Raw genomic sequence first — 17,389 nt, forward strand, 5'->3', positions numbered from 1 at the left:
TTGATGGTCACTGGTGAATCCTATTGGGCAATTCTGCGAAAACTCGCGTAGTGATCATCGGTGTAATAACAAGCATCGGGCGTGGTGGGTACAAAACCACCACAAACGATGCGCCGGGCACCCCGGCTGCGTTCACCTGGAGTTTTGACGGTGTACTCGCGGTAATAACCGCGATTTTTGGCGGGAAGTATCCTTTCCCTGTTGCCAAACACCGAGCCGTCCTTGTCGTACTTGAACGGCCCCCCCTGGTAAATCAACCTGACCATGTGGCGTCCCTGCTCCGGCAGGGTAGCAACGGAAATCGTGCCGACTTCGGCCTCGGGAACCGGCCCTTTGGCATGCACGCTGATGGGGCTGAACCCCGTGCTCAAAGCAGCCAGAACGACTGCTGCAGCTAGCTGCCACCCAGCCCGACCTTTTCGCAACATGGAAAAAACTGTCTTTCTTGAACCGGGGTCAGCCGCCAATTCTCTAGCAGTTGCCGGGTTAACCCTTAAATTTCAAGAGACAGAGTTTGACGCATCCTGCAGAAAAACGCAAGTGCCTGCTTAAAATTCAGGCAATCTTTGGCCCGAAAAAGAAAATTATAAGTTAGTACTAACTGTCTAATAAAGGGTTATCTGGAGGCGTTGACATCCGCCACGGTTAGTGCAGTCATATTGACGATCCGGCGCACGGTTGTGCTTGCCGTGAGAATGTGCATGGGCTTGGCGGCACCGAGCAACACCGGGCCAATGGCGATGTTTCCGCCCGCTGCGGTCTTGAGCAGGTTGTAGGTGATATTCGCCGCGTCAATGTTGGGCAGGACCAGCAGGTTGGCCTCGCCGGCGAGGGTGCTGTTGGGCATGACTGTTGCCCGGGCCGCGGCGTCAAGTGCTACATCACCGTGCATCTCACCATCCACTTCCAGCCACGGTGCCTCGTCACGCAGCAGCTGCAGCGTATGCCGCATCTTGAGGGCGCTCGGCAGATTGGAAGACCCAAAGTTCGAATGCGACAGCAGTGCAGCTTTGGGCTTGATGCCAAACCGCATCATCTCCTCTGCCGCCAGGGTGGTGATCTCTGCCAGTTGCTCGGCGGTGGGATCGTAGTTCACATGGGTGTCCACCAGGAAAACCTGCCGGTCCGGCAACACCAGGCCGTTCATGCAGGCGTAGGTACAAACACCGGGGCGCTTGCCGATGACCTGATCCAGGTAATTCAGGTGGTGAGCGGTGGTACCCCATGTGCCGCAGATCAAGCCGTCAACGTCGCCTTTGTGCAGCAGCATGCCTGCAATCAATGTCAGGCGGCGCCGCATCTCGATTTTGGCCATTTGCGCGGTTACGCCCTGACGTTCCGTGAGCCGATGATAGGTCTGCCAGAAGTCGCGATAGCGGTGGTCCTGTTCAACGTTGACGATGTCGTAATCCAACTCCTCTTTCAGGCGCAGGCCGAATTTTTCGATGCGCTGGGCGATGATGGCCGGTCGGCCAATCAGTGTGGGGCGTGCCAGACCTTCATCAACAACGATCTGGCAGGCGCGCAATACGCGTTCTTCCTCACCCTCGGCATAGGCGACGCGCTTTTTGGTGGCTTTTTTTGCAGCCGCAAAAATCGGCTTCATGGTGGTGCCGGAAGCGTAGACAAAGCTTTGCAGCTTTTCGCGGTACGCGTCCATGTCGGTGATCGGCCTGAGGGCCACTCCGCTGTCTGCCGCTGCTTTCGCCACGGCGGGCGCGATTTTTATCATCAAGCGCGGATCAAAAGGCTTGGGGATCAGGTATTCCGGACCGAATGCAAGCTTTTCGCCGGTGTACGCGGCTGCGACTACTTCGCTTTGCTCGGCCTGCGCCAGCTCGGCAATGGCGTGCACGGCAGCAATTTCCATTTCCATGGTGATGGTGGAGGCGCCCGCGTCAAGAGCGCCGCGGAAGATATAGGGAAAACACAGGACGTTGTTGACCTGGTTCGGGTAGTCGGTTCGGCCCGTGGCCATGATGGCGTCATCCCGCACGGTCTTCACGTCTTCCGGCGTGATCTCGGGGTTCGGGTTGGCGAGTGCAAAAATGATGGGCTTGGCTGCCATCCTTTTGACCATGTCTTTTTTGAGCACCCCGCCGGCCGACAGTCCCAGAAAGATGTCCGCGCCTTCGATGATGTCGCTCAGCGTACGGGCTGAAGTCTTTTGCGCAAACTGGATTTTGTCCTCATCCATCAGCTCGGTGCGCCCCTCATAGACCACGCCGGCCAAATCGGTCACGTAAATGTTTTCACGGGGAATGCCGAGCTTGAGAAGCAGGCCCAGGCAGGCCAGCGCTGCCGCGCCCGCACCCGAGGTCACCAGTTTGACTTGTGTCGGATGCTTGCCGACGACCTTGAGTGCGTTCAGCATCGCGGCGCCCACGGTGATGGCAGTGCCATGCTGGTCATCGTGAAATACCGGAACCTTCATGCGTTTGCGCAATTCGCGTTCTATATAGAAGCAATCGGGTGCCTTGATGTCTTCCAGATTGATCGCGCCGAAGGTCGGCTCCAGCGAGGCAATGATGTCCACAAGCTTGACCGGATCCTTCTCGTCAATCTCAATGTCAAAGACATCAATGCCGGCAAACTTCTTGAACAGGACGCCCTTGCCTTCCATGACCGGTTTGGAGGCCAGCGGGCCAATGTCACCCAAGCCCAGTACGGCAGTGCCGTTGGTGATCACCGCGACGAGGTTGCCGCGGCTGGTGTATTTGAAGGCAGCGTTCGGGTCCTTGACAATTTCTTCGCAAGGCGCCGCCACGCCGGGCGAATAGGCCAGCGCCAGGTCACGCTGGTTGATCAGTTGCTTGGTGGCCGCAATCGCGATCTTTCCGGGGGTTGGAAACTCGTGGTACTCCAGCGCAGCGCGGCGCAATTCTTCACGTTTTTCCTGGCTGTCGGGGGCGGCTGGCACTGGCATTAAGTTGTCTCCTGAGCGGCGGCCCGGCAGGGCCGTCAAGTTCTTGTAAGGTCAGCGATTGTAGGCCGTCCAAGGGGAAAACCCTAGTAAGGGAATCTACGCAAAACAGTGCGGCGGCTTTGACTTTTTTGCACAGATGCAGAAGCTTGATGTCGCGTATAAGGGTTTTGCACAAAATTTGCGCAAATAGCCGGTTGTTAACAACGATTGGAGCCGCGGTGGCGAGTGTGGCATCGAAAGCTTGCTGACCTGATTCGTCCGGTTCCCTTCGCCCTTGTCCGGCAATCCGGTCGTTGTCCAGAGAGATCGAGTGAATCAGGGGGACTAACTGCTGAATTCGCTGGCCGTGAATTCCATGTTTTTTCCGGAAAGACAGGTCGCTTGACCGCGTTGCGGAGGCTGCAATACATCGGAAAGTAGCGAAAAGTGCCGCCAGCCCTTATTTAACAGGCGCTGGCAGCTATAAATAACATAGCATCTGGTGTTTGCATGCGGCGCATGGTTAGGGCGGGCGGTTTTTCCTGGCAAATTCCCGGAAAGGGTCTACCGCCTTATGCGTTTGCGGCCTCTATCCAGCTACTGGGGGCATTCGCCACACCTCATTTTCAGAGTGATGAATCACAAAATTCTTGTGAGAAAACACACACCTTGTCTGTTTGTTACGACGCAATATAAGTATTTGGACCAGCATCGGGCTTGAGGCTGTTGACTAAAGACTCAATAATGATTAATACAATTTGTTGCGATTTAGAAATTTTTGAATATCGGATACTTGGTGAAACGTGTCGTCTGTTCTCTTTCCATCCTGACTTGTTGCGCGGGGCTTCTTGGCTTGGCGGGTGCTCCCGCGGCCGCCCAACCCGTTCGGCGGCCAGACGCGGGAACGCTGCAGGAGCCGCAGCGGCAGATTCCCTTGTTGCCCCAAACCGGGGCGCCGCAAATCAACTTGCCACTTGCCAGGCAGGGCCCGCCGGCAACTGCGACGGTGCGCATGACCCCGGCGGCCTTCCGATTCGAAGGCAACAGCATTTTCTCGGATGGCGTCCTGGCGGCCCTGGTCGCGGACCGCCTCAACCAGCCGACCGATCTTTCAGGCCTGATTGAAACGGCGGGCCGCATCAGCCGGTATTACCGTGCCCAAGGTTATCTCCTCACCGAAGCGTATGTGCCCGAGCAGGTGTTTCAGGCCGCGGGAGGAACGATCACCATCGCGGTCGTCGAAGCCCGCATCGGCAAGGTCCAGGTGCAGGTGGACGGCCAGAACGGGTCGGCTTCCTACGTGCGCCGCGTTGTGGCGGCCAATCTCCAGCCGGGCGCGCTGATCAGCGAATACCTGCTCGACAAACCAGTGCTGCTTTTGCGCGACCTTGCAGGCATCGAGGCCAGCGCCACGGTCCAACCTGGCCAGCAGTCCGGACAGGCTGACGTGATGGTTTCAGTGCAATCCCGGGGCTTGATGGTGGACGGCTCGGTCGGCATGGACAACTTCGGTGCGCGGGCAGCGGGTGCTTGGCATCTGTCGGGCAATGTCAACGTGAGCAACCTGCTGGGGCGAGGTGACGTGTTCAGCGCGCGCGCACAACTCAGCGAAGCATCACGCAGCCACCTTTACCGCCTTGCCTACGCCCTGCCTGTGGATGCAGGCGGAACCCGCTTGACCTTGAGCGCCGCGCGGACCGACTATGCCCTCGGCGAGCCCTTCACCGCGCTTGGCGCCACCGGCAAGGCCGACGTCCTGGGCCTGGCGTTGACGCGGCCGCTGACCCGCTCGCGCGAGACCAATCTGTACGGCCTGCTCGGCCTGGAACACAAGAAATTCAGCGACCAGCTCACCACGCCGGTCAATGAAAGCGAGCGCCGCATCCTCACCGCGCGCGCCGGCGTGCTCGGCAATTTCACGGATGAACTCGTCGGTACCGGGGCAGCAAGCAGCTATGCGCTGACAGGAACACTGGGCCGTGCCCGGATGGATGCCCTGAGCCTGGGTTTTGACCAGGGTCCTGGCGGGCTTCGCACGGCTGGAGGCTTCAGCAAACTCAACCTGGAATTCCAGCGTGCGCAGTTCTTCAACAATCCTTCCAGCGTTCATATAAACCTTCAGGCGCAAATGGCGTCCAAAAACCTGGCGTCTGCGGAAAAAATGGCGCTTGGTGGGCCCACCGGTGTTCGGAGTTACCCCGTTGGTGAGGGCATAGGCGATGCGGGACTGCTCCTCAATCTTGAATACCGATATCAGCTTCCGGCGCCCGTTGCTTTGGCGGGCGAGCCGGTCAGCCTGGCTGCCTTTTACGACTACGGAACCGTCCGGGTGAACCACGACGATACGGCGGTGCCCGGTGCCACCAACCGGGTCTCCCTGGGCGCCGTGGGCATAGGCGCGCTGGCGGGCCGGGTCAACAATTTCCTGATCACCACCTACCTGGCCTGGCGGACCACCAAGTCCGCCCCCTCCACCGGCGAACCCGACCGTTCGCCCCGCGCGTGGGTTTCTGCCCAGAAATGGTTCTAGCAGCATGACACAGCCAAGCTCACTGAAAAGCTCTACCAGCCGGAAGGGAAGCTACCGGGCCTGGGCTGTGCGCACGGTGGTGGTTCGCCTGTCACGCAAGTTGACTGCCACCTACCGCCTGCGCGTCGGGCGGCTGTTGTCGCGCTTGCTGGCCACCATGCTGGCGGGTTTCTCGACGCTGGCAACTGCACTGCCCGAGGGTGCCAATGTGGTCGCGGGGCAGGCAACCGTCAGCACGCCCGGCGCAAATTCCATGGTGGTCACGCAGGGGAGCGAGAAGGCCATACTGAACTGGCAAAGCTTCAATATCGGCGCCGGCCAGTCCATGCAGTTTGTGCAGCCCAGTGCGGCCTCCGTCGCACTCAACCGGGTGATTGGCGCCAATCCGTCGTCCATCTACGGCTCACTCAGTGCCAACGGCCAGGTATTCCTGATCAACCCTGCCGGGGTGATGTTCGCGCCGGGCGCCCAAGTCAATGTGGGTAGCCTGGTTGCCACAACGCTGGGCATCAGCAACGAGGATTTTGTTGCGGGCCGGTATACCTTCAGCGGCAATGGCAACACGGGCAGCGTGACCAATGGCGGGACCATCAACGCCGCGCGCGGCGGCTACGTCCTGTTGGCTGCGCCTTTGGTGAGCAATACCGGTGCGATTAACGCCGACGCGGGTTCGGTTGGGCTGGTGGCGGGCTCGCGCGTTTCGATTGATTCCAGCGGTGCCGGGCTGGTTCGCTTTTCCGTGGATGCGGCAGCGGCCAACGCTGTTGCGGCCAACAGCGGGGTGATCACGGCGCAGGGTGGTCAAGTGGCCGTGCTGGCCAGCGCATTGGGCGACGCCATGGCCACGGTCATCAACCAGTCCGGCGTGATACGCGCGACTTCCGCAACGGAGCGCAACGGCATGATTGTGCTCAGCGGTGGTCGCAGTGGCGTGGTGCATGTTGCAGGTACGCTGGACGCCAGCGGCACCGCAGCGGGTCAGAGCGGCGGCACAGTGCAGGTGCTGGGCGACAAGGTGTTGGTCGGCACGGGTGCGCATATTGACGTGTCTGGTCAGGCGGGCGGCGGCACCGTGCTGGTAGGCGGCGACTACCAGGGCGGAAACAGCGCGGTTCAAAACGCCGCACGCACATACGTGGCCGCGGGCACCACAATCCGTGCCGATGCGCTTGACAAGGGCAACGGCGGCAAGGTGGTCGTTTGGGCTGACGGCGACACGCGCAGCGCCGGCAGCATCAGCGCGCGCGGCGGCAGCAACAGCGGCAACGGCGGCTTCGTAGAAGTCTCCGGTAAGCAATACCTGGATACGCGGGGCAACATCGACGTTACCGCGCCTCAGGGTGTGGGCGGCAACGTTCTGTTTGATCCGCAGGACATTATTCTCAGCACAGCCGCATCAAGCCCGTCGGTGGTGACCAACCAGGCGGTCAACACGCCGGATCTGGCTTTTGCGACTGCGCCTGATCCCGGCACTTACACGGTCCAGATATCGACGGTCACCGGGTTCAACGAGCTGTTTTTGCAGGCAACGCGCGATATTGCCATCAACAACCCCCTGACCATGGCCGCCAATGGCAGCGTGCGGCTGGAAGCCAACAACAATATCACCGTCGGCGCCCTTGCAACCATCGGTGTCACTGGGACGGGCGCCATCAATCTCAAGGCCGATGCCGACAGCAGCGGCGCAGGTACTCTGTCACTGGCTGCGGCGCTCAGTTCGCAGGCGGGTGGCATCACCCTCTCCGGTGCCAGTGTGACCAGCACGGCGGCGGGTACCCTCACCACGACAGGCGCAGCTAACGGCAATGCAGGGGCGGTGAGCATCACGGGCACGGGGGTGGTCAATCTTGGGGGCGCGATCACGGCCAACGGCGGTACGGCCGGGGCGGGTCTTACCGGGCGCAACGGCGGAGCGGTGAGCGTCACGGGTGCAGGCGGCGTCACCACGGCGGCCATCACGGCCAGCGGGAGCAACGGCGGCACGGGTAACACCAACGGCGGCAACGCCGGCACGATCAGCGTGAACAACAGCGGCGCAGGCAACATACAGACCACAACACTGACGGCGAGCACCGGCAACGCGGTCGGCACAGGTGCGGGCGGCACGGCCGGCTCCATCAGCGTGAGCAACACGGCGGCCACAGGAAACGTCACCACAACGGCGCTGTCAACAGCAGGCGGCGCGGGCGGCAATGGCGGCGCTGTGACACTGGCGTCTCAAGCGGGCGTCACGGTGACGGGCACACTAAACACCAGCGGCACCGTACTGGCGGCAGGCACACGCGCGGGCAGCAACGCGGGCAACATCACGATCACCGGTGTGAACCGAAGCATCACCGGCGCCATCACCGCCAGCGGCAGCGCGGCCAACGGCACCAACCAGGCGGGCGGCGCGGCAGGGGTGGTGTCCATCACCGGCGCGGGCACACTGGGCACGAGCACCATCACTGCATCGACGGGTGGGGCGACCGGCACAGGAGCCGGCGGTGCAGTCGGCAGCATTGCACTGACCGGCAGCAACCTCAGCACAGGCGCACTCAGCACCAGCGGCGGCGTCAACGGGGATGCCGGCAACATCAGCGCCAGCGCCACCGGCACGGCAAGCGTCGGCGCGATCACGGCCACCGGCGGCGCCGGTGCAGCGGCCCAGGCCGGCAGAAACGCAGGCACAGTGAGCGTCACAGGCGTGGGCGGCGTGACGACCGCCGCCATCACCGCCTCGGGAGGCGCGGGAGGCACGGGCAACACCAACGGCGGCAACGCCGGCACGATCTCGGTGACCAACAGCACCGCGGGCAACCTCGTGACGGGCGCCCTGACAGCGAGCACCGGCAACGCAGTCGGCACAGGTGTGGGCGGCACGGCCGGCTCCATCAGCGTGAGCAATAGCTTTGCCACAGGAAACGTCACCACAGCGGCGCTAACCACGACCGGCGGCATCAAAGGCGCAGGCGGCAGCATCAACGTCAGCGCAGCCGGCACAGGCGTGCTCAGCACAGGCGGGGCGGCCATCACTGCGACGGGTGGAGCAGGCACCACCAGCGCGGGAGCGAACGCAGGCAACATCACCTTAAGCGGCGGCACCGTCACCCTGGGAGCCAGTGTGCTGAGCGCTACAGGCGGGGCAGGCAACGGCGCCAACTTTGCAGGCGGCAGCGGCGGCGCCATCAGCGTGACCAGTACCGCAGGCGGCATGAGCAGCAGTGGCGTCGGCGTCATGACGGCCAACGGCGGCGCAGGCGGCACCGGCAACGCCGCAGGCGGCGCGGCAGGCACCATCAGCGTGACCAATAGCGCAGCCAGCACGGGGGCCATCAACCTGATAGGCAGCGGCGGGCTCAACGCCCGCACGGGCGCGTCAGTGGGCACCGCGGCAGCGGGAGCCGCTGGCAGCATCACCGTCAACAACAACGCCACAGGCATAGCCACGACATTGGGCACCCTCACCACAACGGGTGGCGCCAGCGGCCATGGCGGCGCCATCAGCGTGACCACGGCGGGTGCGCAAACCGTGGGGGCCATCAACAGCTCAGGCGGCACGGCCAATGCGGGCACAACCGGGCGCAACGCGGGCGCTGTGACCCTGCAGGCGACGGGCGGGTTGCTGACCGGCACAACGATTACCGCCAGTGGCAGCAACGGCGTGACCACCGGAGTCCAGGCCGGCGGCAACGGCGCAGCGATCTCGGTCACCGGCAACAGCGGCGTTACCGTGACGGCCCTGGCGGCCAGCGGCGGGGCGGGTGTCAACAACGGCGCGGGCGGCAACGCCGGCACGATCAGCGTGAACAACAGCGGCGCAGGCAACATACAGACCACAACACTGACGGCGAGCACCGGCAACGCGGTCGGCACAGGTGCGGGCGGCACGGCCGGCTCCATCAGCGTGAGCAACACGGCGGCCACAGGAAACGTCACCACAACGGCGCTGTCAACAGCAGGCGGCGCGGGCGGCAATGGCGGCGCTGTGACACTGGCGTCTCAAGCGGGCGTCACGGTGACGGGCACACTAAACACCAGCGGCACCGTACTGGCGGCAGGCACACGCGCGGGCAGCAACGCGGGCAACATCACGATCACCGGTGTGAACCGAAGCATCACCGGCGCCATCACCGCCAGCGGCAGCGCGGCCAACGGCACCAACCAGGCGGGCGGCGCGGCAGGGGTGGTGTCCATCACCGGCGCGGGCACACTGGGCACGAGCACCATCACTGCATCGACGGGTGGGGCGACCGGCACAGGAGCCGGCGGTGCAGTCGGCAGCATTGCACTGACCGGCAGCAACCTCAGCACAGGCGCACTCAGCACCAGCGGCGGCGTCAACGGGGATGCCGGCAACATCAGCGCCAGCGCCACCGGCACGGCAAGCGTCGGCGCGATCACGGCCACCGGCGGCGCCGGTGCAGCGGCCCAGGCCGGCAGAAACGCAGGCACAGTGAGCGTCACAGGCGTGGGCGGCGTGACGACCGCCGCCATCACCGCCTCGGGAGGCGCGGGAGGCACGGGCAACACCAACGGCGGCAACGCCGGCACGATCTCGGTGACCAACAGCACCGCGGGCAACCTCGTGACGGGCGCCCTGACAGCGAGCACCGGCAACGCAGTCGGCACAGGTGTGGGCGGCACGGCCGGCTCCATCAGCGTGAGCAATAGCTTTGCCACAGGAAACGTCACCACAGCGGCGCTAACCACGACCGGCGGCATCAAAGGCGCAGGCGGCAGCATCAACGTCAGCGCAGCCGGCACAGGCGTGCTCAGCACAGGCGGGGCGGCCATCACTGCGACGGGTGGAGCAGGCACCACCAGCGCGGGAGCGAACGCAGGCAACATCACCTTAAGCGGCGGCACCGTCACCCTGGGAGCCAGTGTGCTGAGCGCTACAGGCGGGGCAGGCAACGGCGCCAACTTTGCAGGCGGCAGCGGCGGCGCCATCAGCGTGACCAGTACCGCAGGCGGCATGAGCAGCAGTGGCGTCGGCGTCATGACGGCCAACGGCGGCGCAGGCGGCACCGGCAACGCCGCAGGCGGCGCGGCAGGCACCATCAGCGTGACCAATAGCGCAGCCAGCACGGGGGCCATCAACCTGATAGGCAGCGGCGGGCTCAACGCCCGCACGGGCGCGTCAGTGGGCACCGCGGCAGCGGGAGCCGCTGGCAGCATCACCGTCAACAACAACGCCACAGCAGCGACGGCGACCACCCTGGCCGCACTGAACACCAGCGGTCAGGCCAACGGCAACGGCGGGCTGGTCAGCATCAGCACGACAGGCACACTGAGTGCGAGCACCATCGGCACAGGCGGCGGCACGGTTAATGCCCTCAGCACCCTGGACGGGCGCGATGCAGGCAACGTCACGATCAACACGGGCGCAGCCATCACAGCCCTTGGCGCCATCACCGCGAGTGGCACAGCAGGCGTGGGCACCAACCAAAACGGCGGCGCAGGTGGGCAAGTCAACGTCACGGCAGTCGGCGGCATAGCAGGCGCGGCCATGACGGCCAGTGGTGGTGCGGCGGTCGGCACGGGCAACGGAGGCAACGCCGGGCGCGTGGTGGTGGCCAACAGCGGCACAGGCAACCTCACCACGGGCGCACTGACGGTACAAACCGGCAATGCGCCGGGCGCGGGCGCAGCGGGCAGCTTCAACGCCACCAGCAGCGTCAACGTGACCAACAGCGCAGCAGGTGGCAACCTCACCACGGCAGCGATTACCACCACGGGCGGCACCAAAGCGGCTGGCGGCAACGTGGTGCTCAGCGCCAACGGCTCTGTGGCTACTGGAAACGTCGCTTCCAGCGGCGGTACCGCGGTTGGCACGTCAAGCGGACTCAACGCTGGCACCATCAATATCAGCGGGGCGGCGCTGACGCTCGGTGCCAGCACCATGACAGCCAACGGCACCAATGCCAGTACGCTCGGCATAGGCGGCAACGGTGGGGCCATCACTCTGGCAGCAAGCAGCGGGGCCGTAAGCGGGAGTGGAGCGATCAGCACCATTGGCGGCAACGGGGCAGGCTCTGGCCAGGCGGGAGGCAACGCCGGCGCGGTGAATGCCAGTTCCACAAGCAGCAGCGTGGCGTTGGGGACGGTCACAACGACAGGCGGCAATGGCGTGGCGGGTGTGGCCGCCGGCGGCAACGCCGGAGCCATCACGCTCAGCGGGGTGGGCGTTACCGTGGCAAGCAATCTGTCCGCAGTGGGCGGCACGGCTTCAGGCGGCGCTGCAGCAGGCAGCGGCGGCGCGGTCCAGATGGATGCCGGTACCGGCACCTACACGCAGAACACCAATATCGATGTCAGCGCAGGTACCGGCGCGATCACGGTGACGGCGGACACGGTGGCCATAGGTACCAACACAGGTAACAACGCGCTGACGAGCAGTGGCACCTTGACTCTCAAAGCAAAGACGGCCAATCGCGCCATGTCGCTCGCAGGCGCTTCCGGTTTTGATATCTCAGCGGCTGAAATAACTGCGATCACGACAGGCGCCACAGGCCCCATCGTGATCGGCGACACCGCCAGCACCGGTGTTTTGACGATAGGGGCAGCTGTTGGCCTGACGGGCAAAACCGTGACGCTCAATGCGGGCTCCATGACCGACACCGGCGTACAAACCGTCACCGCCACCAACGTCACGCTCAATGCCAATGGCCAGATTGGGACGAGCAACGCCAATGGCATTGACATCGCCGCAACCAACCTGAGCATCAACACCACAGGAAACGCCAATGCCTTTGTGCGTACCGGAGCAATTAATCTCGGTGTAGGGACAAGCGCGTCGAGCGTCGGAACCGGCACGCTGGACCTGACCGCCAGCGGCGCAGTGACTCAAACGGCGACCACCGGCAACATCACGGCGGGCACACTCAAGGTCCAGAACCTGACAGCCAACGCACCCATCACGCTGACCAACACCGGCAACAACGCCACCGCCGTCAACCTGCAGGCGACGGGCACCGGAGCGATTCAATACACCAGCGGCACGGGCTTTGACGTGGCCGCTGTCAGCACCAGCGGCAATGCCACGCTATCTTCCGGCGGCGCGGTGACCCAGTCCGGCGCGATTGCGGTAGCGGGCCTGGCGCTCACCGGTACGGGTGGGTCCCACACCTTGCGCCACGCAAGCAACGCCGTAACTACGCTGGCGGCCAACACTGGGAGCATTGACTACAGCCAGACCGGTGCGTTGATTGTCGGCACCGTGGGTGTGGCGGGCGTCACCACCACCGGCACCGCGAAAATTGAAACCACGGGCGCGGCGTCCAACCTTACCCTGAACAACGCGGTGACATCCAGCGCCGGTGGCGACGCCATTGTTCTGAAGGCAGGTTCTTCCAACGCCGCCGGCACTTCCACCGGCGGGCAACTGATCAACAACGTCGGTGTCAGCGGCATCGTGGCTTCCGTCGGACGTTATCTGGTGTACAGCGGTGATCCGGGCTCCACGACGGAAGGTGTTACCGGTTACAGCAAGCGTTACAACACCGCCGCCAGCTTCACCCCGGGCGGCAGTTCGAACATGTTTATGTACCGCATTGCACCCACACTGACCATCAGTGCCGACAACGCAACCCGCGTTTATGGGGACGCCAATCCCGTGTTCACCGGCAGCCCCACCACCGGCTTCATTGATGGCGATACGGATGCCAGCGTCGGCACTTACCGCAGTACGTCGGCGGTGTTCAACACGCCGGTGGCCGCCGGCCCGGTAACCATCACGCCCGGCGCCACCAACAATGAAAACTACACTTTGGTGCTGAACAGCGGCCTGCTGACCATCACGCGAAGAAGCATCCCCCGCGTGACCGGCATCACGGCCGATAACAAAGTCGTGGATGGCAACACCAGTGCCACGCTCAACACCGGCGGCGCCGGCTTTCCCAACATGGTCCCGGGGGATGCGCTCAATGTGACCACCGCGATCGGCAACTTTGATACCCCATCGGTAGGCACGAACAAGACCGTCTACATCACCGGCATCACCCTGGGCGGCGCTGCTGCGGACAACTACATACTGGCCAGTGACACCGCCACCACAACGGCCAGCATTACCGATTTGTCCAGTCTGGCCGGTGCATTTTTCCCGGCACCGCCACCAAGCATCACGCCACGTCTGAGCACCGGCGGGCTGACGGTTGCGGGCATGAATGCCTTGCTTGAAAACGCACCAACCGCGTCGGGCGCTTGCCAGGCGTCAAGCGCCGCGGAGGAGAGCGCAGGCGGAGAATGTGTTTCGGTGGCGACGGTGCGCGAGGCCACCGACCAGGAGCCCGGCATTGTCTCGGTGACGGTGGCTGGTGCGACTGCAAGTGCGGGCTTCCGGTTCTCCCTTCCCGCAGGCCTGCTGGCATGGGCTGCGGCAAGTGGGGCACCGATTCAAGCCAGCACCCTCACCGGCCGGCCGTTGCCGGCGTGGTTGCGTTATGACCCGGATACCCGGGCCTTTGTGGCCAAGGCCGTGCCGGCCGGCGCCTTGCCGCTGCAAGTGCTGGTGATTGCCGGCGAGCGTTCGGTGGTGTTGACGATTTCCGAGGCCCAGGGTGACGGGTCGCCGCCGCGCAGGGTCATTGTCGATCGCTCACCAGCGGCGCGGTCAGACAAACCGGGCTGAGTTGGACCGGGCAACGCCTGGCTGCCGACGGGTCGGTTGTCATTTGCAAAAAGAGGCAAAATGGCGCAAAATGCGCCATAAAGGAGTCCATCATGACTGCGCCCAGCAACTTTGCTTCCGTCAAACTCCCAGCCAGCCTGGTGCAACAAGCACGCGAGGCCGCCCAGCCCCTGCGTCGTTCGGCTGCCGGGCAAATCGAGTACTGGGCCACACTTGGCCGAGTGGTTGAGCATTCCGGCCTGACGGTGCAAGAGGCACAGACGGCAATTGAGGGGTATGAGGCGGCGGTGCGACAGGCACGCGGAAAAACACCTGATTCGCTGGAGACCCTAAAGCAGCGCGTACTGGCCGCCAGTACCGATGGCACCCTGCAAGCCCGGATCCGCACCATTGTTGAAGAAAATCGTAAACAGGCGGTGCGACGGGCCGCTGCTTGAGCAAGCCCACTTTTCATCTTCTTGCAGGACCCAACGGCGCGGGCAAATCGACGCTCTACCGCGCCCTGGCGGCCGGCGGTACCTTCGGCGGCGAACTGGAGTTTGTTAATGCCGACCTGTACGAACGAAGCCATTTGCAGCACATCGCCGACCCTCAAAAACGTTCCGAGGCAGCGCGTGAGTGGGCCGACGGACGGCGGGAGGCATTGCTCCATGCCAGGGTTGATTTCGTCAGCGAAACCGTCTTCTCGCACGAATCCAAGTTAAACCTTGTCAGTCAGGCCCAGTCGCTGGGTTATCAGGTGGTTCTCTATGTGGTGTCGGTGGGCGACCGGCGGCGCCTGCTGGCCCGGGTCAGCCAGCGCGTTCAGGAAGGTGGCCACAGCGTTCCGGCCAAACGCATTCTGGAACGCTACCCGCGCACCATGGCCAACCTCAAGAAAGCAGTGCGGCGCGCGGATCTTGCCTTTGTCTACGATGCCGCCGAAGTAGAGCGGGGCGCACATGTGCTGGTGGCAATGTGCGAGAAAGAGCAGACCACCCTTCTGGTGAAAAAATTGCCGGCCTGGGTTGCCACGCTGCTGGCTGCAGCCTGACCGGCTGCGCCCTCATCCCCGCATCAAGGCTTCAATTTCATCTGCCTTCACAGGCACGCCGCGCGTCATCAGCTCACAGCCCTTGGCCGTGACCAACGCGTCGTCTTCGATGCGGATGCCGATGTTCCAGAACTCTTTCGGCACCCCTTTGCCTGGCCGCACATAGATGCCGGGCTCGATGGTGGTGACCATGCCCGGCCGCAGAATGCGCGAGGGTTTGCGCATCACGGTTTGGCCCAACGCGTCTTTTTCTTCGCGTGGCTTGCTGCCGGGTTCGGTGTAGTCGCCGCAGTCGTGTACGTCCATACCCATCCAGTGACCCGTGCGGTGCATATAGAACTGGCGATAGGCACCCGACTCCAGCACGTCGTCGACCTTGCCGTGTTTCCTTTTGTCGAGCAGGCCGGTGTCCAGCATGCCTTGGGCCAGCACGCGCGTGGCGGCGTCGTGCGGGTCCATGAAACGTTTGCCGGGTTTGGTGACTTTCACCGCTGCATCCTGTGCGGCCAGCACGATGTCGTACAGCGTGCGCTGCGCCGGTGTGAACTTGCCATCGGCCGGAAAGGTGCGGGTGATGTCGCTGGCGTAACCGTCGAGTTCACAACCGGCGTCAATCAGGCACAGCTCACCGGGCTTCAGCTCGGCGTCGCCCGCGCGGTAGTGCAACACGCAGGCATTGGCGCCTGCCGCGACGATGCTGGTGTAGGCCGGGTACTGTGAGCCATGGCGGCGAAACTCGTGCAGCAGCTCGGCTTCCAGGTGGTATTCGCGTAGGCCGCCTTTGGTGCCGCTGCGCAGCATGGCGGCCGAGGTTTGCATCGCGCGCACATGGGCGCCCGCAGAAATTTTGCCGGCACGCCGCAGGATGGCGATTTCATGCGTGTCCTTGACCAGCCGCATTTCGTCCAGCAGCTTGCACAGGTCGTGCTGGCTCTGCGGGCATTCGGCACCGAAGCGGATACGGGCCCTGACCTTGGCCAGCCAGCCGTCCACCTGCGTCTCCAGGCCCGGGTGCGTGGCAAACGGAAACCACACCGCGTTCTGGTTGGTCAGCAGGGCCGGCATTTTTTCTTCGAGGGCTTCGGCACTGAAAGCCATGTCAACGCCCAATGCGGCCGGCGCAGCTTTCGGGCCCAGGCGGATACCGTCCCAGATCTCGCGTTCCAGGTCCTTGGGCCGGCAAAACAGCGTGCTCTTGCCGCTGGCTTCAATGGCCAGCCAGGCACCGGGCTCGTTGAAGCCGGTCAGGTAATAAAAGTAGCTGTCATGGCGGTAAGCGAAGTCGCTGTCGCGGTTGCGCGCCACTTCAGGGGCAGTGGGCAGCAGGGCAATGCCGCCGCCGGCAGCTTTGAGGGCACGTGCCACCGCGGCACGGCGTTTTTCGTAGATGGTGGTCATGGGTAAAAGCGTTTTCCTAACGTGGGATGTTCAACTCGGCCAGACGCTCGGGCGTGCCCACGTCGGTCCATGGCCCTGAATATAGCGTTGCGCTGACAAGGCCGCTCTGCATGGCCTCGCGCAGCAACGGTGCAAGTGCGGCTTTCTGGCCGACCGGCGTATTTTTGAACAGGGCCGGGCGATACAGGCCCACGGTGCTGTAGGTGAATTTTTCATCCGCCTGCGACAGCGCCAGGCCAGCGCTGCTGATGCCGAAGTCACCTTTCGGGTTGTGCGGCGGATTCGGCACCAGGTAAATGTGTGCCAGCGCAGCGGAGGCAGCAAACCGCTGCGCATCGGCCGTCGGAAAATCAAAGCCCGGCATGAACACGTCACCGGCAACCAGCCAAAAGGGTGCGTCCTGCAGCAGCGGCAGCGCGGTGGCAATGCCCCCTGCAGTTTCCAGTGCGCCACCAAAAAGTGCGCCTTCATGCGAATAGCGGATGCGCAGGCCCCAGGCGCTGCCATCGCCGAGCGCGGCCGGAAACTGGTCCTCCAGCCAGGCGGTATTGATCACCACCTCCTTCACGCCGGCGCGCGCAAGACTTTCCAGGTGCCAGGCGATCAGCGGTTTGCCTTGCACTGGTAGCAGCGGCTTGGGCGTCAGATCGGTCAGCGGGCGCATGCGCTCGCCGCGGCCGGCGGCCAGAATCAGGGCTTGGGTGGTCATACAGGCTGTGATTATGCTTTTGTGAAGGCGAATTGGGTGTTTGCCCAGAGAATACGGGCATAAGTAGCTACTGAAATCATAGCAAAAATCAGGACTTGTATTGACGGGAAGAAAGAGGAAGCAACCCGCCGCAGCTTGGCTGTATGCGTAGACACGGCGCAAGGTTATTATCCGGCCACAACTCACCTCGAAGGGATCGCAGC

At 63.5% G+C, this 17,389-nt stretch carries 8 protein-coding genes; 4 read left to right on the forward strand and 4 right to left on the reverse strand.

Annotated features, from left to right (window positions below; genetic code table 11):
• Positions 1-20: 20 nt before the first annotated feature.
• The gene (locus B0B52_RS18585) at positions 21-428 is read right to left on the reverse strand and encodes a ribonuclease domain-containing protein (RefSeq protein ID WP_077595161.1); all 408 of its coding nucleotides are present in this window, start codon (positions 426-428) and stop codon (positions 21-23) included.
• Positions 429-616: 188 nt separating this feature from the next.
• Entirely contained in the window at positions 617-2,926 is a 2,310-nt protein-coding gene (locus tag B0B52_RS18590; protein ID WP_077595162.1) for an NADP-dependent malic enzyme, read from the reverse strand.
• Between the two features lie 775 nt (positions 2,927-3,701).
• On the opposite strand from B0B52_RS18590, the gene B0B52_RS18595 reads away from it, so the two are divergent.
• The 4 genes from B0B52_RS18595 (at position 3,702) to B0B52_RS18610 (ending at position 15,079) form a co-directional block, all read left to right on the forward strand.
• Entirely contained in the window at positions 3,702-5,435 is a 1,734-nt protein-coding gene (locus tag B0B52_RS18595; protein WP_139352008.1) for a ShlB/FhaC/HecB family hemolysin secretion/activation protein, read from the forward strand.
• A gap of 4 nt (positions 5,436-5,439) precedes the next feature.
• A complete protein-coding gene (locus tag B0B52_RS18600) occupies positions 5,440-14,046 on the forward strand; it encodes a filamentous hemagglutinin N-terminal domain-containing protein (RefSeq protein WP_077595164.1) in 8,607 nt (2,868 codons plus the stop codon).
• Positions 14,047-14,138: 92 nt separating this feature from the next.
• Complete coding sequence (locus tag B0B52_RS18605; RefSeq protein ID WP_077595165.1) at positions 14,139-14,483, forward strand: hypothetical protein; 345 nt, start codon at positions 14,139-14,141, stop codon at positions 14,481-14,483.
• A complete protein-coding gene (locus tag B0B52_RS18610; RefSeq protein WP_077595166.1) occupies positions 14,480-15,079 on the forward strand; it encodes a zeta toxin family protein in 600 nt (199 codons plus the stop codon). Before B0B52_RS18605 ends, B0B52_RS18610 begins: the two co-directional genes overlap by 4 nt.
• A gap of 12 nt (positions 15,080-15,091) precedes the next feature.
• On the opposite strand, the gene B0B52_RS18615 is transcribed toward B0B52_RS18610, so the two are convergent.
• A complete protein-coding gene (locus B0B52_RS18615; RefSeq protein ID WP_077595167.1) occupies positions 15,092-16,477 on the reverse strand; it encodes an aminopeptidase P N-terminal domain-containing protein in 1,386 nt (461 codons plus the stop codon).
• Positions 16,478-16,493: 16 nt separating this feature from the next.
• A complete protein-coding gene (murU, locus tag B0B52_RS18620) occupies positions 16,494-17,186 on the reverse strand; it encodes an N-acetylmuramate alpha-1-phosphate uridylyltransferase MurU (protein WP_077595168.1) in 693 nt (230 codons plus the stop codon).
• Between the last annotated feature and the right edge of the window lie 203 nt (positions 17,187-17,389).

This window comes from Polaromonas sp. A23 (assembly GCF_002001015.1).
Lineage (GTDB): Bacteria > Pseudomonadota > Gammaproteobacteria > Burkholderiales > Burkholderiaceae_C > Polaromonas.

Bases quoted from the DNA above. Each gene is read 5' to 3' on its own strand.
- B0B52_RS18585 (WP_077595161.1), bottom strand. From the start codon at position 428: ATGTTGCGAAAAGGTCGGGCTGGGTGGCAGCTAGCTGCAGCAGTCGTT.
- B0B52_RS18590 (WP_077595162.1), bottom strand. From the start codon at position 2,926: ATGCCAGTGCCAGCCGCCCCCGACAGCCAGGAAAAACGTGAAGAATTG.
- B0B52_RS18600 (WP_077595164.1), top strand. From the start codon at position 5,440: ATGACACAGCCAAGCTCACTGAAAAGCTCTACCAGCCGGAAGGGAAGC.
- B0B52_RS18605 (WP_077595165.1), top strand. From the start codon at position 14,139: ATGACTGCGCCCAGCAACTTTGCTTCCGTCAAACTCCCAGCCAGCCTG.
- B0B52_RS18615 (WP_077595167.1), bottom strand. From the start codon at position 16,477: ATGACCACCATCTACGAAAAACGCCGTGCCGCGGTGGCACGTGCCCTC.
- murU (WP_077595168.1), bottom strand. From the start codon at position 17,186: ATGACCACCCAAGCCCTGATTCTGGCCGCCGGCCGCGGCGAGCGCATG.